Origin of the sequence: Campylobacter subantarcticus LMG 24377, assembly GCF_000816305.1 — a bacterium.
GTDB lineage: Bacteria > Campylobacterota > Campylobacteria > Campylobacterales > Campylobacteraceae > Campylobacter_D > Campylobacter_D subantarcticus.
In genome coordinates this window covers 871,276-893,389 of sequence record NZ_CP007773.1, presented here as the reverse complement: position 1 = coordinate 893,389, position 22,114 = coordinate 871,276, and the positions used below count along the sequence as shown (strand labels likewise).

20 protein-coding genes and 2 pseudogenes are annotated in these 22,114 nt (G+C 28.9%); 19 read left to right on the top strand and 3 right to left on the bottom strand.

Annotation, left to right across the window (positions count from 1 at the left end; all coding sequences use genetic code 11):
* Positions 1 to 68 precede the first annotated feature (68 nt).
* From CSUB8523_RS04725 to CSUB8523_RS04690, 8 genes are all read left to right on the top strand, one after another.
* Positions 69 to 1,052: a substrate-binding domain-containing protein gene (locus tag CSUB8523_RS04725; protein ID WP_043019787.1), complete on the top strand. Its 984-nt coding sequence runs from the start codon at positions 69 to 71 to the stop codon at positions 1,050 to 1,052.
* A gap of 14 nt (positions 1,053 to 1,066) precedes the next feature.
* Positions 1,067 to 1,981, top strand: a complete 915-nt coding sequence (pstC, locus tag CSUB8523_RS04720) for a phosphate ABC transporter permease subunit PstC (protein WP_043019786.1) — start codon at positions 1,067 to 1,069, stop codon at positions 1,979 to 1,981.
* On the top strand, positions 1,978 to 3,066 hold the full coding sequence (gene pstA / locus CSUB8523_RS04715) for a phosphate ABC transporter permease PstA (RefSeq protein ID WP_039663745.1): 1,089 nt from the start codon (positions 1,978 to 1,980) through the stop codon (positions 3,064 to 3,066). The genes pstC and pstA overlap by 4 nt, the downstream gene beginning before the upstream one ends.
* Positions 3,063 to 3,803 (top strand): phosphate ABC transporter ATP-binding protein PstB, encoded by a 741-nt coding sequence (gene pstB, locus CSUB8523_RS04710; protein ID WP_043019785.1) that lies wholly within the window; start codon positions 3,063 to 3,065, stop codon positions 3,801 to 3,803. The genes pstA and pstB overlap by 4 nt, the downstream gene beginning before the upstream one ends.
* A gap of 61 nt (positions 3,804 to 3,864) precedes the next feature.
* Positions 3,865 to 5,073, top strand: a complete 1,209-nt coding sequence (locus CSUB8523_RS04705; RefSeq protein WP_043019784.1) for a DUF2920 family protein — start codon at positions 3,865 to 3,867, stop codon at positions 5,071 to 5,073.
* Between the two features lie 33 nt (positions 5,074 to 5,106).
* Complete coding sequence (locus tag CSUB8523_RS04700; RefSeq protein ID WP_043019783.1) at positions 5,107 to 6,321, top strand: DUF2920 family protein; 1,215 nt, start codon at positions 5,107 to 5,109, stop codon at positions 6,319 to 6,321.
* Positions 6,322 to 6,354: 33 nt separating this feature from the next.
* Positions 6,355 to 7,566, top strand: coding sequence for a DUF2920 family protein (locus tag CSUB8523_RS04695; RefSeq protein WP_043019782.1), 1,212 nt, complete (start codon positions 6,355 to 6,357; stop codon positions 7,564 to 7,566).
* Positions 7,567 to 7,615: 49 nt separating this feature from the next.
* Positions 7,616 to 8,659, top strand: coding sequence for a hypothetical protein (locus tag CSUB8523_RS04690; RefSeq protein WP_043019781.1), 1,044 nt, complete (start codon positions 7,616 to 7,618; stop codon positions 8,657 to 8,659).
* 27 nt (positions 8,660 to 8,686) lie between these two features.
* Here CSUB8523_RS04690 and CSUB8523_RS04685 read toward each other — a convergent pair whose 3' ends face one another.
* Positions 8,687 to 8,911: an acyl carrier protein gene (locus CSUB8523_RS04685; RefSeq protein ID WP_039663731.1), complete on the bottom strand. Its 225-nt coding sequence runs from the start codon at positions 8,909 to 8,911 to the stop codon at positions 8,687 to 8,689.
* 154 nt (positions 8,912 to 9,065) lie between these two features.
* Here CSUB8523_RS04685 and CSUB8523_RS09930 point away from each other — a divergent pair.
* Positions 9,066 to 9,297: pseudogene (locus CSUB8523_RS09930) on the top strand (sugar nucleotidyltransferase); the annotation flags it as partial.
* Here CSUB8523_RS09930 and CSUB8523_RS04680 read toward each other — a convergent pair.
* Complete coding sequence (locus tag CSUB8523_RS04680; RefSeq protein ID WP_043019780.1) at positions 9,294 to 10,790, bottom strand: amino acid adenylation domain-containing protein; 1,497 nt, start codon at positions 10,788 to 10,790, stop codon at positions 9,294 to 9,296. The pseudogene CSUB8523_RS09930 and the gene CSUB8523_RS04680 overlap by 4 nt on opposite strands.
* 1 nt (position 10,791) lies before the next feature.
* Positions 10,792 to 11,574 (bottom strand): AAC(3) family N-acetyltransferase, encoded by a 783-nt coding sequence (locus tag CSUB8523_RS04675; RefSeq protein ID WP_043019779.1) that lies wholly within the window; start codon positions 11,572 to 11,574, stop codon positions 10,792 to 10,794.
* A 69-nt stretch (positions 11,575 to 11,643) separates the two neighbouring features.
* Here CSUB8523_RS04675 and CSUB8523_RS04670 point away from each other — a divergent pair, with 69 nt between their 5' ends.
* From CSUB8523_RS04670 to hypD, 10 genes and pseudogenes are all read left to right on the top strand, one after another.
* Positions 11,644 to 12,855 carry a DUF2920 family protein gene (locus CSUB8523_RS04670; protein ID WP_043019778.1) on the top strand — a complete coding sequence of 404 codons (1,212 nt, stop codon included), beginning with the start codon at positions 11,644 to 11,646 and terminating at the stop codon, positions 12,853 to 12,855.
* Between the two features lie 33 nt (positions 12,856 to 12,888).
* Positions 12,889 to 13,659, top strand: a pseudogene (locus CSUB8523_RS10620) (DUF2920 family protein).
* Positions 13,610 to 14,146 (top strand): DUF2920 family protein, encoded by a 537-nt coding sequence (locus CSUB8523_RS10615; protein WP_187759242.1) that lies wholly within the window; start codon positions 13,610 to 13,612, stop codon positions 14,144 to 14,146. Before CSUB8523_RS10620 ends, CSUB8523_RS10615 begins: the two are co-directional and overlap by 50 nt.
* Positions 14,147 to 14,225: 79 nt before the next feature.
* Positions 14,226 to 15,542: an MATE family efflux transporter gene (locus CSUB8523_RS04660; RefSeq protein WP_043019777.1), complete on the top strand. Its 1,317-nt coding sequence runs from the start codon at positions 14,226 to 14,228 to the stop codon at positions 15,540 to 15,542.
* The gene (locus tag CSUB8523_RS04655; RefSeq protein ID WP_039663718.1) at positions 15,518 to 16,183 is read left to right on the top strand and encodes a M48 family metallopeptidase; all 666 of its coding nucleotides are present in this window, start codon (positions 15,518 to 15,520) and stop codon (positions 16,181 to 16,183) included. Before CSUB8523_RS04660 ends, CSUB8523_RS04655 begins: the two co-directional genes overlap by 25 nt.
* Positions 16,184 to 16,261: 78 nt before the next feature.
* Positions 16,262 to 17,776, top strand: a complete 1,515-nt coding sequence (locus tag CSUB8523_RS04650) for a Kae1-like domain-containing protein (RefSeq protein ID WP_043019776.1) — start codon at positions 16,262 to 16,264, stop codon at positions 17,774 to 17,776.
* Positions 17,757 to 19,955, top strand: coding sequence for a carbamoyltransferase HypF (hypF, locus tag CSUB8523_RS04645; RefSeq protein ID WP_043019775.1), 2,199 nt, complete (start codon positions 17,757 to 17,759; stop codon positions 19,953 to 19,955). The genes CSUB8523_RS04650 and hypF overlap by 20 nt, the downstream gene beginning before the upstream one ends.
* A 65-nt stretch (positions 19,956 to 20,020) precedes the next feature.
* Positions 20,021 to 20,755, top strand: a complete 735-nt coding sequence (hypB, locus tag CSUB8523_RS04640; protein ID WP_043019774.1) for a hydrogenase nickel incorporation protein HypB — start codon at positions 20,021 to 20,023, stop codon at positions 20,753 to 20,755.
* Positions 20,755 to 21,036, top strand: coding sequence for a HypC/HybG/HupF family hydrogenase formation chaperone (locus CSUB8523_RS04635; RefSeq protein ID WP_043019773.1), 282 nt, complete (start codon positions 20,755 to 20,757; stop codon positions 21,034 to 21,036). The genes hypB and CSUB8523_RS04635 overlap by 1 nt, the downstream gene beginning before the upstream one ends.
* Complete coding sequence (gene hypD / locus CSUB8523_RS04630; RefSeq protein ID WP_043019772.1) at positions 21,023 to 22,114, top strand: hydrogenase formation protein HypD; 1,092 nt, start codon at positions 21,023 to 21,025, stop codon at positions 22,112 to 22,114. The genes CSUB8523_RS04635 and hypD overlap by 14 nt, the downstream gene beginning before the upstream one ends.

Sequence of the window (22,114 nt, the reverse complement as noted above, 5' to 3'; positions counted from 1 at the left end):
ACATGTATCCAAAATGTTTCCAAGTTTTTTTAAATTTTCATTACTTTTTTTTAAAACAAGGAGAAAAAATGAAAAAACTTTTGGCTTTAAGTGTGGCTACCTTTGTTAGTTTAAACGCAGCAGAATTAAAAATAACAGGTTCATCTACTGTCTATCCTTTTACTTCTTTTGTTGCTGAAGAGTATGCTTCTATAAAAAATACAAAAACACCTATAGTTGAAAGTCTTGGCACAGGCGGTGGTTTTAAAGTGTTTTGCGAGGGAATTACTGATATTTCTAATGCTTCAAGAGCAATCAAGCCAAGTGAATTTGAAACTTGTAAAAAATCAGGTGTGAGTGATATAGTCGGGATTATGATAGGCTATGATGGCATAGTTTTAGCTCAAAATAAAATCAATGCTCCATTAAATATAAGCTTACATGAGTTATTTTTAGCTTTAGCTAAAGAAATTCCACAAGATGGGAAATTAATCCCAAATCCTTATACAAATTGGCAACAAATCAATAAAAATTTACCAAATAGAAAAATTACCATCTATGGTCCTCCATCAAGCTCAGGAACAAGAGATAGTATAGAAGAACTTGTAATGGTAGACATTTCTAAAAAAATTCCAGAATATCAAGGTGCATATAAAACTATACGCCAAGATGGAGTTTTTATACCAAGTGGAGAAAACGATAATTTAATTGTTTCAAAACTTTCTATCGATAAAGAAGCTTTTGGGCTTTTTGGATACGGATTTTTAGCTAGTAATGATGATAAGATTAATGCAGTTGATATTGATGGTGTAAAAGCTGATGAGAAGAATATTTCCGAAGGAAAATATAAACTAGCTCGTTCTTTGTTTATATATATGAATGCTAAGAAAAATCCAGAAGTATTTGAATTTGCAAAAATTTATATGAGTGATGATTTAGCTAAAAGCGGAGCGGAATTAGAAAAAATAGGATTAGTTCCTTTAGATGAAGAAACCTTAAAAGCAACCCAAAAACACATAAAAGAAAAAACTTTATTAACTGATGAGCTTGTTAAAGCTGGAAGAGTTTTTTGATTTAGGATGAAAAATTGATAAAAGAAAAAATAATAAAATTAATGCTTTTTCTTTGTGCTTTTGTTAGCGTAGTAGTAAGCTTTGCTATTATGCTAACAATTTTAATCGAGGCTTTAAAATTTTTTCAAAAAGAAAGCGTATTTACTTTTTTATTCTCAAGTCAGTGGGCAGCAGATGCTGCATTTGTAGGTGCTGATGGAAGTAGCAAGCATGGGGTTTTTGGTGCTTTGAGTTTATTTTGGGGAACTTTTTATATTTCATTAATAGCAATGCTAACAGCCTTACCTTTAGGTGTAATGTGTGCGATTTATCTTGGAGTATTTGCAGGTAAAAAATCTAAAAACTATTTAAAACCTATTTTAGAAATCATAGCAGGAATTCCTACTGTAGTTTTTGGATTTTTCGCAGCTATAGTGGTGGCACCTTTTATAGTGTGGTTTTTTTCTTTTTTGGGCATTAAAGCGAGTTTTCAAAGTGCTTTGGGAGCTGGTTTTATAATGGGTGTTATGATAACTCCTATAGTAGCTTCGCTCTCGCAAGATTGCATTGAAGCTGTAAGTTTAAAAAGGATAAACGGAGCTTATGCTTTAGGTATGACTAAAAAAGAAGTTGTTTTTGCAGTAATTTTACCAGAAGCAATGCCAGGTATAGTTGCAGCTTGTCTTTTAGGACTTTCAAGGGCTTTAGGAGAAACAATGATAGTTGTTATGGCGGCTTCATTGCGTCCAAATTTAACAATGAATTTTTTAGAAGATATGACAACAGTAACTGTCAAAATAGTAGAAGCATTAAGCGGTGATCAAGCTTTTGATAGTTCTTTAGCTTTAAGTGCATTTTCTTTAGGGCTTGTGCTTTTTATCATCACTTTAATCATTAATATTTTTAGCGTTTATTTGATAAATCGCTTTCATAAAAGGAAAAATTTATGAAAAAACTTTTTAAACAAAGAAAAAAAGCTTCTAAAAATTTTAAAAGATTTTGTAAAATGGGGCTTTATATCAATCTTATCTTTCTTTTTGTTTTTTTATCAAGCGTAGGGTATCTTGGGATAGGAGCGTTTAAGCAAACTTATATTTATGTCCAGGCTGATAGAAATAACCCTTCTTATGAACTTCTATCACGCGCTGAGCAAAGAAAAATAAGAACAGGTCAAATCAAAGAAAAATCTTGGCTTTTAGCAAATTCTGAAGTTGATCAATATATGAAAAAAAACTATAATAAACTAAGTGATGAGCAAAAAACTTTGGTTGATGAATTAGCTCAAAAGCAAGAAATCAAGCTAAGCTTTAATACAAATTTCTTTTTTAATGGAGATTCTAAGTCGCCTGAAAATTCTGGAATTTTTGCTTCTGTGGTTGGAACCTTGCTTGTTATGATAGTATGTATGGTAGTAAGTGTGCCAATTGGAGTTGGGGCAGCTATTTATTTGGAAGAATTTGCTCCGCAAAATGTATTTACGCATTTTATTGAAGTATGTATAAATAATCTAGCAAGTATTCCTAGCATTTTATTTGGACTTTTAGGACTTGGGGTGTTTATTAATCTTTTTGGGATGCCTCGTTCTAGTGCTTTAGTTGGAGGATTAACTTTGGCTATTATGAGCTTACCTATTATTATTGTTTCAACTAAAGCTGCTTTAAAAAGCGTAGATATTAATATGAAAAACGCTGCATATGCTTTAGGCATGACTAAGGTTCAAATGATAAAAGGCATTATGCTACCTTTAGCAATGCCTATGATTTTAACAGGATCTATTTTAACTCTAGCAGGGGCTATTGGTGAAACTGCACCTTTGATGATTATAGGTATGATAGCTTTTATACCTGATGTGGCAAATAGTGTTTTTGCACCAACAAGTGTTTTGCCTGCTCAAATTTTTTCATGGTCGGCTATGCCAGAGCGTGCATTTTTAGAAAGAACAGCAGCAGGGATTATAGTGCTTTTGCTTTTATTGGTAATATTAAACTTAGCTGCAATACTTTTAAGAAGATATTTTCAAGGAAAATTAAAATGATAGCAAAAACAACAAATCTTAATTTATTTTATGGTAAAAAACAAGCTTTATTTGATATTAATATGGAAATTCAAAAAAATAAAATCACAGCTTTAATAGGTGCTTCAGGTTGTGGAAAATCCACATTTTTGCGTTGTTTTAATAGAATGAATGACAAAATAGCTAAAACCGATGGTCTTGTAGAGATCGAAGGAAAAGATGTTAAAAACCAAGACTTAGTTATGCTTAGAAAAAAAGTTGGCATGGTATTTCAACAACCTAATGTTTTTGTAAAAAGCATTTATGATAATATTTCTTATGCTCCAAAACTCCATGGAATGATTAAAAATAAAGATGAAGAAGATGCTTTAGTAGAAGAATGCCTTAAAAAAGTGGGTCTTTTTGAAGAAGTAAAGGATAAATTAAAGCAAAACGCTCTAGCACTTTCAGGTGGCCAACAACAACGCCTTTGTATCGCAAGAGCTTTGGCTATAAAGCCAAAATTATTACTTTTAGATGAACCAACTTCCGCACTTGATCCTATATCTTCAAGTGTAATAGAAGAACTTATTAAAGAATTAAGTCATAATCTTTCTATGATCATAGTGACACATAACATGCAACAAGGTAAGCGCGTGGCTGATTATACTGCATTTTTTCATTTAGGGGAGCTTATAGAATTTGGAGAAAGTAAAGAGTTTTTTGAAAATCCCAAAGAAGAAAAAACAAAAGCATATTTAAGTGGATCTTTTGGGTGATTTTTGTTTGTTTGGAAAATTTTGATGATATAATTAATCAAATTTTCCAAAAGGCTTTTAAATGCTTAAAAATAAAACCTATTTTATAGACTCTTGTGATGATGTAGAATTAAATATAAAAAGAGAAAGTAAGTTAGAATACAGAATCACTTATGATGATACTAAAGAAATGAAAGCTATTGTTTTTATCATAGGTGGTTATGGGGTAAATTCCAATATAGCTTTTTTGGATTTTGATAGGAAATTTTTATGTGAAAAATTTGATGTTGTGGTTGTAGATGTATTTTATCATTGTTTTTGTGCTAGGAAAAGTATCAATGATGGATATAATCCTAAAATGGTTCCAAATGAAGATGATATAAATATAATGAGAGATACGCTAATTAAACTAGGAGTTAATGTTTTTGTAAATCAAAATAATTTTTTTGATTTCATCCCTTTGATAAATACAAAAATTCAAGAATTCAAAGACAAAAATCTTATAGATATAAATTTAAAAGCGCAATTATTTTGTGATTTCATCCCACCTAATAATGAGTATCAAAACTATGGTATCATGGCTGCAATTGATCATATTAACGCTTTAAAAGATATTATAAAAAACTATCCTCAATTTAAATCTTTACCTAAGATTTATGGGGGGGGGTCATATGGTGGCTATTTAGCATTAATGTGTGCTAAAATAGCTCCTTGGTATGTAGATGGAGTGATAGATAATTCAGGAGTGGCATTACCAAATTTATCTCATGTTTTAGGTAGAGAAATTACTACAGGAGAATTTGCTTTTAATGAGAGTAATGTAATGATTATGTGTTATGTAAAAAAGTTTTGGACAAGAAATGAAAATTCTAAATATTATTTTTCTGATGATAATTATCTAATTAGAGCTATTTTAAATTCTAAGCATTTATATGAACAAAGCAAATTTAATAAAGATATTATTTATGTAGCTTATCATAGCGCAAAAGATCAAGGTGCTCCTGTGGAAGATAAAATAAAACTTTTTAAAACTTATAAGAATTTAGGATTTGATGCTACTTTGCATTTAATCGAAGATGAAACTCAAATAGATGGTAAATTTATAAAAAGTTTAGATCATGGTTTAAGAATGAGTAATAAAGCCCTTTTTAACAAGGAACTACCAAAAATGATTGAAAAAATAAAAGATAAAAAATTTAATCCCAAAGAAGATGAAGTTAGCTATCCTTGTAAAAATAAAGTCTTTACCTTTAAAGACAAGGGTGATAAATTTATTTTAGAGATTATTTGATAAAATATATCTAAAACTAACAAAGGCTTTTAAATGCTTAAAAATGAAACTTATTTTATAGACTCTTGTGATGATGTAGAATTAAATATAAAAAGAGAAAGTAAGTTAGAATATAGAATCACTTATGATGATAGTAAAGAAATGAAAGCTATTGTTTTTATCATAGGTGGTTATGGAGCTAATGCAAATATACATTTTTTAGAAAGCTATCGAAAATTTATTGCTAAAAAATTTGATGTAGTAGTTGTAAATGTTTTTTATCATTGTTTTTGCCAAAGAAGATCTGATGTGGAGAAATATAGTGCTGAAATGACTTTTTTGCTAGATGATATAAGGAAATTTGAAAAAGCCTTTAGGGAATTTAAAATTGATTTTGAAATATTGAATAATACAACTAGCATAGAAAAATATTATCATATTCTTGATCAAAAAATGACCGTATTAAAAGATAAAGGTTTATTGGATAGGGATTATAAAGTTGATTTATCTGTAACTTTTATCCCACCCAATAATGAGTATCAAAATTTTGCCATTATGCCTGCCATTGATCATATTAATGCTTTAAAAGATATAATGAAAAATTATCCTCAATTTAAATCTTTACCTAAGATTTATGGGGGGGGGTCATACGGTGGCTTAGTAGCATTAATGTGTGCTAAAATAGCTCCTTGGTATGTAGATGGAGTGATAGATAATTCAGGCGCTGCTTTGCCACCTTTAAATTATGTAATCGGAAAAGAAGTAAAAAGTTATGATTGTAAAGTTGGTAATGAAAATATAATAATTTATAGCACTATTAAAACCCATTGGACACGCAAAAATCCAAACTCACCTTATTATTTTGCTGATGAAAACTACCTAATAAGAACTTTGTTGAACAAAGATCACTTGATTTTGCAAGCACAAAAGAACAAAAACATCATCTATACAAGTTATCATAGTGCAAAAGATGACTTAACTCCAGCTGATTATAAAATTTCAATGATAGAAATTTTAAAAGCCTTGGATTATGAAGTAGATTTTCATCTAATAGATGAAAAAGATATAGATGGTAAATTTATTAAAAATTTAACTCATGGCTGTGGAATTCCTGATAAGGCTTTATTTAATAAAGAATTACCTATTATGCTTGAAAAATTAAAAGATAAGACATTTAGTATGAAAGAAGATAACATATCTTATCCTTGTAAAAATAAAGTTTTTACTTTTAAAGATAAAGATGATAAATTTATTTTAGAGATTATTTGATAAAATATATCTAAAACTAACAAAGGCTTTTAAATGCTTAAAAATGAAACTTATTTCATAGATTCTTGTGATGATGTAGAATTAAATATAAAAAGAGAAAGTAAGTTAGAATATAGAATCACTTATGATGATAGTAAAGAAATGAAAGCTATTGTTTTTATCATAGGTGGTTATGGAGCTAATGCTCATATGGCTTTTGTTGATTTCAATAGAAAATTAATAGCACAAAAGCATGATGTAGTTGCGATAAGTGTTTTATACCATTGTTTTTGCCAAAGAAGATCAGATATTGAAAAATATAGTGCAACCACTGCATTTATAGAAGAAGATTTACCTAGCTTAAAACTTGCATTAGAACAATTTAATATTAATACCAATGCTTTAAATATTTATACTGCTTGGGAATACTATGAGCTTTTAAATAGAACCATAAGTGAATTAAAAAATAAAAAGATGTTAATTCAACCTTATAGGGCACATTTTAATGCTACTTTCATCCCACCTAATAATGAGTATCAAAACTATGGTATCATGGCTGCAATTGATCATATTAACGCTTTAAAAGATATTATAAAAAACTATCCTCAATTTAAATCTTTACCTAAGATTTATGGGGGGGGGTCATATGGTGGCTATTTAGCATTAATGTGTGCTAAAATAGCTCCTTGGTATGTAGATGGAGTGATAGATAATTCAGGTGGAGCTTTACCTCCATTTACATATTTTTTAGGAAAGGAATTTGATAAAGAAGATAGTGTATTTTACGATCCAAATACTATTGTACATTGTCAAGTAAAAACTTATTGGACACGTAAAAATCCAAACTCACCTTATTATTTTGCTGATGAAAACTACTTAATAAGGGCTTTATTAAACAAAGATCACTTGATTTTGCAAGCACAAAAGAATAAAAACATCATCTACACAAGTTATCATAGCGCTAAAGATGTTTTAGTATCTTTTGAGCATAAAAGTCAATTGTTGCAAATTTATCAATTTTTAGGCTATCAAGTTAATTTTAATATAATTGATGAAGAAAATATAGATGGTAAATATATAAAAGACTCAGCGCATGGTGGTGGGATTTCTGATAAGGCATTATTTAATAAAGAATTACCTATTATGATTGAAAAATTAAAAGATAGAAAAACTACCATAAAAAAGAATAGCATATCTTATCCTTGCAAAAATAAAGTTTTTACTTTTAAAGATAAAGGTGATAAATTTATATTGGAAATTATATGATTTTGATAAAATTACTAGATATTGATTTTTAAATATGAAAAGGAAAAAAATGACAGCATATATTAGTATAGGAACAACCAACAGTGGCAACCAAGAAAGACAAGGATTTTTAATGCAAAATGAAGATAAGTTTTTGCAGCAAGGATATATTTATCCAAAATCTCTTAGAATGGCAAATAGACATTGGGTTTTAGTGGATATAGTTTTAGAGCTTGTTAAAAAAGATAAGTTAAGTCAAAATCCATTAGATGACTTAGAAGATGAACGTTTAATTAAGGCTGTTGAAAATTTTAAAATAGAAGCTAAAATTCATAAAGATAAAAAATTTATCTTTTCAGCAGAAGGGATAGTTTGGGATTTTTCCACTAAAAGACATATAGAAATTCTTAAAAGCATTTTAAATGCTTTGGGTTTTGATGAAATTTATGAAATAATTTATTTTAGAGATACTCTTGGATATTTAAATTCTCATTGCTCTCAAGACATTAAAAACAATATGGGTTTTTATAGTGCTGATTTTAAACCTGATGAACATCCTAGAAAATATATCTTTGATTATAAATGGATTTGTGAGAGTCATATTGAAGTGTTTGGAGAAAAAAACTTAATAGTAAGACTTCTAAAAGAAGAATATATTGGTGGATCATTGCTTAAAGATTTTGCATATCATTTGGGTTTAAAGTGGGATGATACTTTTTCCTTAAAACAAAATAAGAATGAAAGTTTTAATCTTTTGGGTATGGAGCTTCAAGGAAGACTTATAAAAAAAGATTTACATGGACAAAATATAAATTCTTTACTTTACACAGCTAGAAAAATTTTCGAAGGTGCTAATGAAGATAGATTGAAGTTTAGAGTACAAAAAGAAATAGCAAAAGCTTATGTTGATTATTATGCTCCTTCACTTGAGTGGGTTAGAGCTAAGTATTTTCCACACAGAAAAAGCTTATTTGAGCCGATTAATTGGGATGAGTATAAAGAAAATCCAACTTTAACTCAAACTAAAGAGAGTGATTGGGATAAAATAGCTGATTTTATAGCAGAAATTATTATATCTAAAAATAAAATCATCCAATCTTTAAAGGAAGAATAATACAATGCCATTTTTGGCATTGTATTATTAATTATAAGCTTTTTCTAGCATATTTTTAATACTTTGAAAATCTTCAAAATTTTCAGGACTTATAAATTCAGCATTAAGGCTTTTTCCGTAGTGTTTTTCGATTTCAGCTATTAAAGCCATGATATCGATACTATCTATGATATCTTCACTTACTAAATTTTGCATTGTTTCATCAATATCAGTTCTTTCTATATTCATAAAAAATTTTTTAATATTTTGCATATTTATCCTTTTTTGTTTAAAATAATAGTGATTATTATATCTTATTAATATTGAAATTTATAAGAATTTGATAATATATTATTTTTTAATTAGCTTAGAAAAGTTTTAAATGGTTGCAGGTGTTATATGGCTTACGGGCTTAGCTGGTAGTAGAAAAAGTGCTAAAAGTTATGATGAAATTCAAGGACGATACATAGGTTTATTCAAATTTTTAAACTTATGATGAGCTTGATAGGACTTTACTTTATGATGAAAAATATTTTAAAAATATGTATATGACAAGTTTTTTAAAATTTTATTGATAAATATAAAAATGCAAAAGCTATGAAATCAACGGAAATTGGTGTGAAATTGATTTTATGAGTGATTTGAGGATAGAGATTTAACAAATTTCACTCAAAACCCTCCTATCGATCTTTCCATTTGCATTTAAAGTAAATTGTTCTATTTTGATAAATTTCTTAGGTATCATGTAAGCAGGAAGTTTGTCTTTTAAAAAGTTTTTAAGGTCTAATTCTTCCTTGCTTTCATAAAAACAAATAATTTCTTCTTTAAAAATACAAGCGCAATTTCTTACATTCTCGTGAGAATTTATTACACTTTCTATCTCTCCAAGTTCTATGCGATGACCCATGTATTTGATTTGATGATCTATTCTACCATAGCATAAAAGCTCGCCAAATTTATTATAAGCTACTACATCACCTGTTTTATAAAGCAAGTCTAAGTAGTTATCGTGCAAAGGATTTTGCACAAAAGCTTGCTTTGTTTTTTCTTTATCATTGTAATACCCCAAAGAAAGACAAGTTCCTCTTATATAAAGCTCTCCTTTGATGCTTGTTTGATTTGGAGTAATTAAATTTAAATCCTCATCAAAAACTAAAAGCTGGATGTTTTTGCAAGCTTTACCTATAGGTAAAAGTTCACCATCGCTAAATTGCCTATCAACTATGTAAAAAGAACATACATCGGTGATTTCAGTAGGCCCATAAAGATTGGCAAATAAAGTTCTAGGAAGGTGTTTACGCCAAATGTTGAGTTGTTTATTTGGCATGATTTCACCACAAAAGAGAACTTTATTTAAACATTCTAGTTTGAAGGTATCAAGAGCGTTGGTATTGGCAAAATAAATTAACACGGAAGGCACCCAAAAAATCATGGTAATTTTTTCTTGTTCTAAATACTCTAAAATTTTATTTGGAAAAGCAAAAAGATGATTAGGAATGATGTGAAGTGTGGCGCCCATTTTAACAGAGCTAAATATATCTAATATACTATTATCAAAGTAAAACGGTGCTTGATTCGCAAGTATATCATCATGGCTTAGTTTAAAAGTCTCACACACCCAAAAAGTATAATCAATCACACTTTTATGGCTTATACTTACTCCTTTTGGTACTCCTGTGCTTCCACTTGTAAAAAATACATAAAGTAAGTTTGTATCTATATGAGCATTTAGAGCTTTTTCTAAAGCATTTTCATTTATATCAAAGTTTTCAAAATCTTCTGTAAAAATAGTATCAAGATTAAAATCCAAATTTAATTTTTTAGAAGTGATTAAAAGCTTTGGTTTTAAAACTTCTATGACTTTTTCTACACGCTCTTTGGGGCTTTTTTCATCTAAAAGCGTATAAAAATTCCCGCTTTTTGCCACACCAAAAAAAGAAAGCAAACAATCAATCCCTTTAGGAAGTATGATTAATATAGGCTCTTGTGTGCTTTTTGTAGGAAGTTTAGAAAGAATTTTACTTGCAATTTTTTTACTTAAATTATCAAAGTCTTTATAGCTTATACTTTTGCCATTAAACTCAACAAAGGCATTTTTGCTTCCAAATTTAGCAACGCTTTTTTGTAAAAAATCATTGATGTGGGTTGTCATTTTACTCCTTCAATAGGCAATAAGGATTGTCTTTTAAAGCCTCTAGTGTTGTTTTTAAATAGCTTTTCATATTGATACTTATGATATGAGCATTGGAAAAGGCTAATATATTAAAGTTGTTGTTATTTTTTAAAATAGCCACTTGCTTATCGACATCTAAATCTGAATTTTGATCTAATTTTCTAACATAATATTGAATCTTTTTTTTGATTTTTTTGCCATTTTCTGTGATAATATTACCACTAAAGTCCTTAAAATACCTATACGGTACATAAGCTTTTTCTTCTATGAAATGACTAAAAGTATACCCAGCTATTTTAGAACCAAATAAAACTAGTTTTCCATTTTCTTTAGCTAAAACATCATACACACAATTTTCTCCAAAACAACTTGTAGTGTCTTTTAAAAACAATTCTTCTTTAGCTCCTTTAATGGCAAAAGAAAATATAGGATCATTGGTGCGTTTTACCCCCCCCCATTTGCGAAAATATTCTGTTAAAACGCCAACAGTGCTTTTTGAATTTAAATTATCATAAGTTTCATTTTTACAAAAACTATAAGTAAAAGTAGGCATGATTAAAGTACCTTCTTTGCCTATAACTTCAAAAAAACAATCCAAAATAGTTTGTAAAAAATCACTTCTATTAAGTAATGGTTGACCAAATTTCATCAATTCACTATGTACGCATAAAATATCACCTTTTTCAATACTAAGTTTTTTAAAAGATTCTATTAAGTCAACATCAGAATATCTTTTATCATTGCATTTAAATATATATTTCATACTTTTTTCTTTGAACGCATTTTAATTAGTTATAATATCATATAAAATACAATATCAAGAAAGAAAAACATGCTTAAAAATGAAACTTATTTTATAGACTCTTGTGATGATGTAGAATTAAATATAAAAAGAGAAAGTAAGTTAGAATACAGAATCACTTATGATGATAGTAAAGAAATGAAAGCTATTGTTTTTATCATAGGTGGTTATGGAGCTAATGCAAATATACATTTTTTAGAAAGTTACCGAAAATTTATTGCTAAAAAATTTGATGTAGTAGTTGTAAATGTTTTTTATCATTGTTTTTGCCAAAGAAGATCTGATGTGGAAAAGTATAGTGCAACCACTGCTTTTATGGAAGATGATTTACCTTTTTTGAAAGAAGTTTTGGAAAATTTCAAAATTCAATCAAGTAAATTAGATACTAATAATGCCCATATACATTATGATTATTTATATCATACCATTGCTAATTTAAAAAATAATAAAATTTTAAATCAAGATTATAAAGCACATATTTATGGAAGTTTTATCCCACCCAATAATGAGTATCAAAATTTTGCCATTATGCCTGCCATTGATCATATTAATGCTTTAAAAGATATAATGAAAAATTATCCTCAATTTAAATCTTTACCTAAGATTTATGGGGGGGGGTCATACGGTGGCTTAGTAGCATTAATGTGTGCTAAAATAGCTCCTTGGTATGTAGATGGAGTGATAGATAATTCAGGCGCTGCTTTGCCACCTTTAAATTATGTAATCGGAAAAGAAGTAAAAAGTTATGATTGTAAAGTTGGTAATGAAAATATAATAATTTATAGCACTATTAAAACCCATTGGACACGCAAAAATCCAAACTCACCTTATTATTTTGCTGATGAAAACTACCTAATAAGAACTTTGTTGAACAAAGATCACTTGATTTTGCAAGCACAAAAGAACAAAAACATCATCTATACAAGTTATCATAGTGCAAAAGATGACTTAACTCCAGCTGATTATAAAATTTCAATGATAGAAATTTTAAAAGCCTTGGATTATGAAGTAGATTTTCATCTAATAGATGAAAAAGATATAGATGGTAAATTTATTAAAAATTTAACTCATGGCTGTGGAATTCCTGATAAGGCTTTATTTAATAAAGAATTACCTATTATGCTTGAAAAATTAAAAGATAAGACATTTAGTATGAAAGAAGATAACATATCTTATCCTTGTAAAAATAAAGTTTTTACTTTTAAAGATAAAGATGATAAATTTATTTTAGAGATTATTTGATAAAATATATCTAAAACTAACAAAGGCTTTTAAATGCTTAAAAATGAAACTTATTTCATAGATTCTTGTGATGATGTAGAATTAAATATAAAAAGAGAAAGTAAGTTAGAATATAGAATCACTTATGATGATAGTAAAGAAATAGAAGCTTTAGTTTGTATTATACAGGGTCTTGGAGCTGATATAAGCGAACCTATGCTTAATTTTAATATGAAATATTTTGCAATGCATTATAATGTAGCTGTTTTAAGTGTGAATTATCATTGTATAGGAAATCGTCCTCAAATTGGTGCTAAATATTTTTTTGATAATATTGATAAATTTATTTTAGATACTAGCTTAAAATCTATAAATATCACTCTACCTTTCAATACTAATCAAATTAATACTTTTGAAGAAATTAATAGTTGCTTAGAATATACAGATAATCAAATTTCTATTTTAAAATCAAAATGGATATTAGATAATTCTTATAATTTAAAATTAAGTATAACCCTTCAACCTACTAAAAATGAATATCAAAATTTTGGTATCATGCAAGCAATGGATATAATCAATGCTATTTTATATATAAAGAAAAATTCTCCTTTTAAAATTACGGAGAGAGGGGGGGGGTATAAAGACTATTTTAGTAGGTGGTTCTAGGGAGGATATTTAGCTAATTTATGCGCCAAAATAACTCCTTGGAATGTGGATGTTGTTATAGATAATTCATCTAATGCCTTATTAGGTGATTTATGGAGAATTATAGGCTTTGGTAAAGAGATTGATTATACTAAATTATTATGGATTTTTAACTCCTAGTGTTGCACACAATTTAATTTTATATGGTTTTGATAAAACCTTTTGGACCTCCAATTCTTCTTCGCCAAATTATTTTTCCAACGCTAGAAGAATGATTAGAGATATATTAGTAAAAGATCATTTAAAAGTTCAAAGTCTTTATCCAAAACCAAAATATGTTTTTTATCATTCTAAATTTGATATTGATTTGGCTCCTCCACAAGATAAAGAAGAGCTAGCTAAAGTATTAAAAGATCTAAATTTTAATGTTAGTTTGCATATGATAAAAGATGAAAAAGAAATAGATGGAAAATTTATTAAAAATCTAAATCATGGTATGGGAATACCTATGAAGTTACTCATCAAAAAACATTTATCACAAATTTTAAAAGAACCTTTGCAAGATAAAACTTGTAAAAAAGAAATATCATACCAATGTGATGATTTATTATATACTTTCAAAGAGAAAAATTATCAAATACTTTTAGACATTACAAATATAAAATAAATTATAAAGCTTATAAAAAGTAATTTTTAAGTAAAATTACTTTTTATACTTTCAAAATTTACTATCATAAAGAGTATTCATGGCAAGCAAACAACTTTCGCTTAAGCATCTTAGTATGCCTATACTACTTGAAATGTTTTTAAGATATTTTTCTTTGATTATCAATACTGTGATGGTTTCGCAGTATTCTAACTTTTTAGTTGGAGCTATGGGCGCGGGTAATCAGGTGGCTGATTTGTTTATCATTATTTTTAGCTTTTTAAGTGTAGGTTGTAGTGTGATAATCGCTCAAGCTTTAGGAGCTAAAGACTATACTCTAGTTAGAAAGGCCATTCATCAAAGTTTATTTTTAAACGCACTGATTGGACTAGTGTGTGGAAGTCTGATTTTATGGCATGGAGAGTTTTTGCTTCATCTTTTACAAATTCCAAATGAACTTTTAAAAGATAGTGAAATTTACTTGCATATGCTTGGAATTTGCTTGTTTTTTGATGCTATGGGTATAGTTTTAGCTGCTATTGTAAGAGTATACAATATGGCTTATTGGGTTATGTTTACTACTTTGTTAATGAATGTTGTGATATTCATAGGAAATTTTTACGTGTTGCATTTTACCAAGTTAGAGCTTTTTGGAGTAGGGCTTAGCAATATAACAGGGCGTGTGATATCTTTTTGTATGCTTGTGGGTATACTTAGCTTTAAGCTTAAAATTCATTTAAAATTTAAAGAAATGATAAGTCTTGAAAAAATGGTTTTAAAAAAGATACTCAACATCGGTGGGTTTGCAGCAGGGGAGCATTTGATATGGTTTATCCAATACACCATTGCTTTTGCCTTTGTGGCAAGTTTGGGTAAAGAAAGCTTAAGTGTCCAAACGATTTATTTTCAAATTTCTTTACTCATTATGCTAGTAGGACAAGCTATAAGCGTAGCCAATGAAATCATCATAGGTAAACTAGTAGGTGCAAGGTATTTAAATGTAGCTTATAAGCATACTTGGATAGCGCTTTATTTTAGTGTGATTGCAAGTGCTTTTGTGGCTTTGTTAAATTATGTTTTGCAAGACTTTACCATGGGTGTGGTGAAACTTGAAGAAAGCTTAAAAGAATTAATGATACCACTTTTTACTCTTTCGATTTTTTTAGAAATTTCAAGAACTTTCAATATAGTCATGGTAAATTCACTAAGAGCTACAGGAGATGCTAGGTTTCCGTTTTTAAGTGGAATGGTATTTATGCTTGGGGTGTCTTTGCCGGTAGGTTATGTGCTTTGTTTTTATGCAGGACTTGGAATGCTAGGAATTTGGATAGGATTTTGTGCAGATGAGTTTTTACGTGGTATTGTAAACTCTTATAGATGGAAAAGTAAAAAATGGCAAAACAAAGCATTAGTATAAAAGGAATTTTGGAATTTAAAGAATTTCGTTTTACTTATGAAAAGAAAAAGCTAAAATACCTTAGGCTTCGAGTAGATAGAGACTTAAATTTTAAACTTAGTATACCGCTATACTATGAACAAAGAGATGTCTTGCGCTTTTTAGAAAAAAATGAAGCTTGGATAAGAGCCAAGGAAAAAGAATTAACCTCAAAAAGAGTGGTTTTGTCCGAAGATGAAGTGTATTTTTTGGGAAAGAAATTTCATTTGGTTTGGAGTGAAAAATACAAAAAAGTACGAATTCAAAAAGATAAAATATACGCAAAAGACCAAAAACACTTGCAAACTTTTATAAGACAAAGTGCGAGGATTATTTTTGAATTTTTTATCCACAAGTGGCAATTTGCTTTTGATAGAAAAGTGCAAAGAATTTGCATTAAAGAAATGGTCTCAAGATGGGGTTCATGCAATCATCAAAAAGCATATATAAATTTAAATTTAAAACTAATGCAAAAACCCATAAAAGCAATAGAATATGTCATCGTTCATGAGTTAACCCACTTGATCTACCCACATCATCAAAAAGAATTTTACGACTTCTTATATCATTTGATACCAGATTATAAAGAAAGAGAAGCGTTTTTAAAAACTCTTATTTTTTAAGTATATCTTTAAGCTTTCCTTAGAATTAAAATTGTTATATTTATATTTTTAAAAAATTTTATTTTTAAGGTTTTTGATTTGCTTTTAGAAATTACTTTTAATTATAAATCCAAAAATGACATTTTTGAATATTTACTTGGTTATTATGCTAAAGATTACACATATCACTATGAACAAAAAGATGAAAAAATCACCATTAAGGTAAAAGGCGAGAAAGATGAAATTCAAGCATTTTGCACTACTTTAGAAAAAATCAGCCATAGTGTGTTTTTGAATAAATTTGATTTAAAGCTTATAGAAGAAGATTTCACACCTATAAAAAAAGAAAAAAATTTCACTAAAAGAAGTTTTTTAACTAGACTAAATGCAAATGCATACACCCAAGGTGAGCTTTTAAGCAATGAATGGGGCGTTTTTGTAGATGAGGAATTTAAAATAGAAAATGAGTTTATAAAAATCACTAAAGAAAATTTCCATGATAATTTAAAAAAAGCTTTAGAGAGATTAAAAAAACAAGAAAAAATATATTTTAAAAATTCAAAAGGAGTGTATGTTTTTGAAATTTTTAATGATAATTTAGATGATTTTTTAATCCCGAGCGATCCAAAACATATCAATGCATTTTTTTCATGCAATAATGAGCAATTTAAAATTTTAGCAGGGGTTGAAAAACCTCTAATGAAACTTAAGTTTAATGCTATTTTTAGGCAAAACCACTCACCAACACAAGAGTATTTTAAAATCAAACTTTATGATAATCTTTTTTTATTTGCAATATGTTATGAGCTAGAAAAAGAAGGAGTGAAATTTTTAAATTTCAAAAAAATAGAGCATTTTGAAGATGATTTTGAAGTTGCTTTTATAGAAAATGAATTGCTTGTGTGTAAAGGATATGATTATATTTTACCTGAATTTAGAAATTTGATTTTTCAAAAAGAAGATAAAAATTTTGCAAGAATTTCTTGTATATTGACTGATTTTAAAGACAAAAAACCCTTGCTTTTAGAGCTTAGTAAGACTTATGATGATGTTATTTTACTTGATAAAGAATTAAACCTTTTAAAACTTTCCTTGCCAAAGAGCTTTGATGAGTTTTATGAAACTATAAGTCAAGATGATATTGCTAAGAGATTACTAGCTAATTATGAAAAAGAATTTACTCTAGTGCAAAAAGAGTTTAATATTACTAATAGTTTTTTTAATCTTTTTGGTATGATAGGCGTGGTTTTGGAGCTTGATAAAGATATGCAAAAAGCAGCATTGGCGCTTTTGGCTTTAGCAGATGAAAGCAAAATGACAAAAGGTGTTAGGATAGACTTTAAGCTTAATGAGCAAAAAGAATTTGATTATACTAAAACCTTAAGAAGCGTGATGAGTTTTAAGCTTGCTGGAGTGGAAAATCAAATTATAGCACTAGGTGTGGTTGAGAGTTTGGCGTATTTTTTAAGAGATTTATTTGATGATTTAAAAGCCAAAAATCAAGTAGATTGTGTAGTGCTTAGTGGAAGTTTGTTTGAGCATAAAAGCCTTAGTAAGAATGTATTTAAACATATTCCTTTTTTTAAGTTAAGTGATGTCCCACTTTGGATATGAAATTCACATCAAAGGACTAGTGCAAGGAGTTGGTTTTCGTCCTTTAGTTTTTAATATAGCTCAAGAGTTACACTTAAAAGGTGAGGTGTATAATGATGGCTTGGGCGTTGTGGTGATCCTTGTATGTAATCAAAGTGAAGTTTTAACTTTTAAAGAAAAGCTTTTTTTACATTTGCCACCTTTAGCACGAATCGATGAGTTTGTTTTTTTTGATAAAAAAATTAATAAAAATTACGATAGTTTTATTATAAATCATTCACAAGATGGTGAAAAATTTAGTCCTATTTTAAGTGATTTTGCTCTTTGTAAAGACTGCTATGAAGAATTTTATGATGAGAAAAATCCTCGTTTTAAATACCCTTTCATCACTTGCACAAATTGTGGGCCAAGATTTTCTATCATTAAACAACTTCCTTATGATAGAGCTAATACCACTATGGAACAATTTAACATGTGTGCTTTTTGCCAAAGTGAATACAAAGACCCAACTAATCGTCGCTTTCATACCCAGCCTCTTTCGTGTCCAAAATGTAAAATTACAATCTTTTTAAAAGATAAAAACCAAAATATTTTAGCTCAAGATGAAGAAGCTTTTATCCTGCTTGCAAAGTTTTTAGAGCAAGGTAAAATCATAGCTTTTAAAGGCATGGGAGGATTTCACTTAATTTGTGATAGTACAAACGAAAACACCATCATAGAACTTAGAAAACGCAAAAACCGCCCTAAGAAGCCTTTTGCTATTATGGTGAAAGATCTTGATATGGCTCAAAAGTTAGCTTTTATTAATAAATTTGAAGCAAAGCTTCTCACTTCAAATTTAAAACCTATTGTGATTTTAAATAGTAAAAATATCCATCAAATATTGGCACCTGATACCGATAAAATAGGCATTATGTTAGCTTACATGGGGACGCATTTAATGCTTTTTGAACATTTTAAAAAACCTATCATTGCAACGAGTGCCAATTTAAGCTCGCAAAGTATTATCTATGAAGAAACAAAACTTTTAGAACAGCTTAGCGATGTGTTTGATTTTTATCTTGACTATGATAGGCAAATACAAAACTCAAGTGATGATAGTATTGCTCAAGTTATTAACGATAAGGTAATGTTTTTAAGAACTTCAAGAGGTTTAAATCCACTTTATATTAATACTAAAAATATTTTTAATTCTAAAGAAAATATCCTTGCCTTAGGAAGTGAATTAAAAAACGAATTTGCGTGCTTTTTTAAGGATCAAATTTTCATTTCTCCTTATATAGGCGATATGAAAAATTTAGATATCCAAGAAAGATTTTTGAAAATTTTACACTTTTTTCAAAAGGCATATGGGGTAAGTTTTGATCAAATTTTGTGTGATAAACACCCGCATTTTGCTTATGTAAAAGAAATAAGTCATGATGAAAAATTTATGATACAGCATCATTATGCACACTTGTGTGCATGTTTATTTGAATATAAAATTTACAAAAATGACGTTTTAGCTTTTGTATTTGATGGTACAGGCTATGGAGATGATGGTAAAATTTGGGGTGGAGAGATTTTTAGGGCAAATCTAAGAGATTACACCAGATTAAACCATTTTAAAAATTTCAAATTAATTAATGCTGATATTAAAAATATCGCAAATTTAGCTTTGGCTTTGATTTTTGATTTTAATTTAGAAAGCAAAGCTAGCGAGTTTTTAGCTAAATTTTCTCAAGTAAAATTAAATAATCTTAAAAAAATTCACACTCAAAGCTCTTTATATACGAGTTCTCTTGGTAGAATTATCGATGCTTTTGGAGCAATTGCCTTTAATCAAGAAAAACTAGACTATGAAGCACAAATTGGGCTTTTGATGGAAAAATACTACAATCAAAACCTTGATTATAGCTATAAATTTGACATCAAAGATAATGAAATATGTTTTAAAAATGCTTTTTTGCAAGCTTTAAAAGATCAAGACAAGGTTAAAATTAGCACAGGATTGATCAATGCTATTGCAAATTTGATCATAGAATACTCAAAAAATTTCAAAGAAGAAGTGATTTTATGTGGCGGGGTATTTCAAAATAAAACACTTCATATGGTATTATCTCAAAAAAATTTCTCTTATAAAACTTCTTTACAATATCCTTGCAATGATAGCTCCATTGCGCTTGGGCAGCTTGTGCATTATTTATCATTAAAAACTTAATCAAACTCATATTTTTTTAATACTTTTTTATATAAAATAAACAAAAAATATAAAAAGGATATCTTATGTGTAAAGACTGTGGCTGTTCTATCAATGGACATGATCATAACCATGATCACCATCATGAAAATCCAGCTTTAAAAGAGGAAAAAACTATTCATGTTATTAGTAAAATTTTATCAAAAAATGACCATCAAGCCTCACATAATAGAGAACATTTTAACGAACATGGCACACTTTGTATTAACTTAATGAGTTCTCCAGGTAGTGGAAAGACAACACTTTTAGAAGAAACGATAAAAAATTTAAAAGATGGCTTAAAAATAGCTGTAGTTGAAGGAGATTTAGAAACCAATAACGATGCAAACCGCATTATCAAAGCAGGGGGCTTAGCTCATCAAATTACCACAGGGCAAACTTGCCATTTAGATGCTTTTATGGTACATGATGCTTTACATCATTTTAAACTTAGTGAACTTGATATAGTTTTTATCGAAAATGTAGGAAATTTGGTATGCCCTGCAAGCTATGATTTGGGTGAGCATTTAAATGTAGTTTTGCTTTCAGTTACAGAAGGTAGCGATAAGGTAGAAAAATATCCAGTGATGTTTAGAAAAGCAGATTTGCTAGTTATAACCAAAGCAGATTTAGCTCAACACTTTGACTTTGATTTTAAAGCTGCTTCCATGGCAGCTAAAAGATTAAATCCTAAAATCGACATCATGATCTTAGATAGTAAAACAAAAACAGGTTTTGATCTTTGGTTGAATTACTTGAAAATGAAAAAGGAGCTTCATTAATGTGCCTTTCAATACCTTCTAAAATTTTAGAAATCGATGAATTAAATTCAGCTATAGTCGAGACCTTAGGAGTTAAAAGAAGAGTAAGTTTGGATTTGATAAGCGAACCTTTAAAAGTAGGTGATTATGTGCTAATACATGTGGGTTTTGCTATGGAAAAAATTGATACGCAAGCTGCACAAGAAAGTTTAAAAATTTATACAGATATAGCAGAAAAAATGCAAAATGGACAAATCGATGAAAATGAAGGCAATATGGGATTAAAACATGGATTTAATTAATGATTTTAGAGATAAAGAAAGGATTTTAGCCCTAAAAGAACTTATCGCTTCTAAGATTACCAAGCCTATTAATATTATGGAGATTTGTGGGGGACATACTCATAGTATTATGAAATTTGGTTTGATTGATTTGCTACCTAAAGCAATCAATTTTATACATGGACCAGGTTGCCCTGTGTGTGTCATGCCAAGAGAACGCATAGATGTAGCTTTAAAGCTTGCAAGTATGCCTAGTACTATTTTTTGCGTCTTAGGTGATATGTTAAAAGTGCCAGGAAGTCATGAGAGTTTAATCGATCTTAGAGCCAAAGGAGCAGATATTAGAGCACTTTACACCCCTTTAGATGTGGTGGATATTGCTTTAAAAAATCCTGAAAAAAATGTGATATTTTTTGCCATAGGTTTTGAGACAACCACACCTATGAGCGGAGTAATCTTAGAAAAAAGCATAGCTTTAAATTTAAAAAATTTATTTTTTCATATCAATCATGTGTTAGTTCCGCCCGCGGTAGAAGCTATCATGCAAGATAAAAATGTAAAAATTGACGCCTTTTTAGGACCTTCCCATGTAAGCGTTATCACAGGATCAAACATTTATGAACCTATTGCTAAAAAATATAAAACCCCTATAGCAGTGAGTGGTTTTGAACCGGTTGATATAATGCTTAGCGTGTTAAATATAGTAGAGCAAATGAATGCAAATACTTTTGAAGTTTATAATGAATATTACAGAGTAGTTAGCAAAGAGGGAAATTTAAAAGCCAAAGCTTTAGTAGAAAAATACTTTAAACCTTGTGATTTTGAATTTAGAGGTCTTGGAGTGATCCCAAATGGTGGACTTTGTTTAAAAGATGAATTTGCACACTTAGATGCTAGCAAAGTGTTTGATTGTAAAGTACAAAGTAAAGATGAAAGTAAGGCTTGTATTTGTGGTCAAATTTTAAGAGGCTTAGCTAAGCCTTATGATTGTAAGGTGTTTGCAAAAGCTTGCACTCCAAAAAATCCTATAGGTAGCTGTATGGTTTCTAGTGAAGGAGCGTGTGCGGCTTATTATAAATATTATCAAGATAAGGCATAA

Bases quoted from the DNA above. Each gene is read 5' to 3' on its own strand.
- CSUB8523_RS04680 (WP_043019780.1), bottom strand. From the start codon at position 10,790: ATGACAACCCACATCAATGATTTTTTACAAAAAAGCGTTGCTAAATTT.
- CSUB8523_RS04635 (WP_043019773.1), top strand. From the start codon at position 20,755: ATGTGCCTTTCAATACCTTCTAAAATTTTAGAAATCGATGAATTAAAT.
- CSUB8523_RS04655 (WP_039663718.1), top strand. From the start codon at position 15,518: ATGGCAAAACAAAGCATTAGTATAAAAGGAATTTTGGAATTTAAAGAA.
- pstA (WP_039663745.1), top strand. From the start codon at position 1,978: ATGAAAAAACTTTTTAAACAAAGAAAAAAAGCTTCTAAAAATTTTAAA.
- CSUB8523_RS04685 (WP_039663731.1), bottom strand. From the start codon at position 8,911: ATGCAAAATATTAAAAAATTTTTTATGAATATAGAAAGAACTGATATT.
- CSUB8523_RS04700 (WP_043019783.1), top strand. From the start codon at position 5,107: ATGCTTAAAAATGAAACTTATTTTATAGACTCTTGTGATGATGTAGAA.
- CSUB8523_RS04670 (WP_043019778.1), top strand. From the start codon at position 11,644: ATGCTTAAAAATGAAACTTATTTTATAGACTCTTGTGATGATGTAGAA.
- CSUB8523_RS04705 (WP_043019784.1), top strand. From the start codon at position 3,865: ATGCTTAAAAATAAAACCTATTTTATAGACTCTTGTGATGATGTAGAA.
- pstB (WP_043019785.1), top strand. From the start codon at position 3,063: ATGATAGCAAAAACAACAAATCTTAATTTATTTTATGGTAAAAAACAA.
- CSUB8523_RS04725 (WP_043019787.1), top strand. From the start codon at position 69: ATGAAAAAACTTTTGGCTTTAAGTGTGGCTACCTTTGTTAGTTTAAAC.
- CSUB8523_RS04690 (WP_043019781.1), top strand. From the start codon at position 7,616: ATGACAGCATATATTAGTATAGGAACAACCAACAGTGGCAACCAAGAA.
- hypF (WP_043019775.1), top strand. From the start codon at position 17,757: ATGTCCCACTTTGGATATGAAATTCACATCAAAGGACTAGTGCAAGGA.
- hypB (WP_043019774.1), top strand. From the start codon at position 20,021: ATGTGTAAAGACTGTGGCTGTTCTATCAATGGACATGATCATAACCAT.
- CSUB8523_RS04660 (WP_043019777.1), top strand. From the start codon at position 14,226: ATGGCAAGCAAACAACTTTCGCTTAAGCATCTTAGTATGCCTATACTA.
- CSUB8523_RS04675 (WP_043019779.1), bottom strand. From the start codon at position 11,574: ATGAAATATATATTTAAATGCAATGATAAAAGATATTCTGATGTTGAC.
- hypD (WP_043019772.1), top strand. From the start codon at position 21,023: ATGGATTTAATTAATGATTTTAGAGATAAAGAAAGGATTTTAGCCCTA.
- CSUB8523_RS04695 (WP_043019782.1), top strand. From the start codon at position 6,355: ATGCTTAAAAATGAAACTTATTTCATAGATTCTTGTGATGATGTAGAA.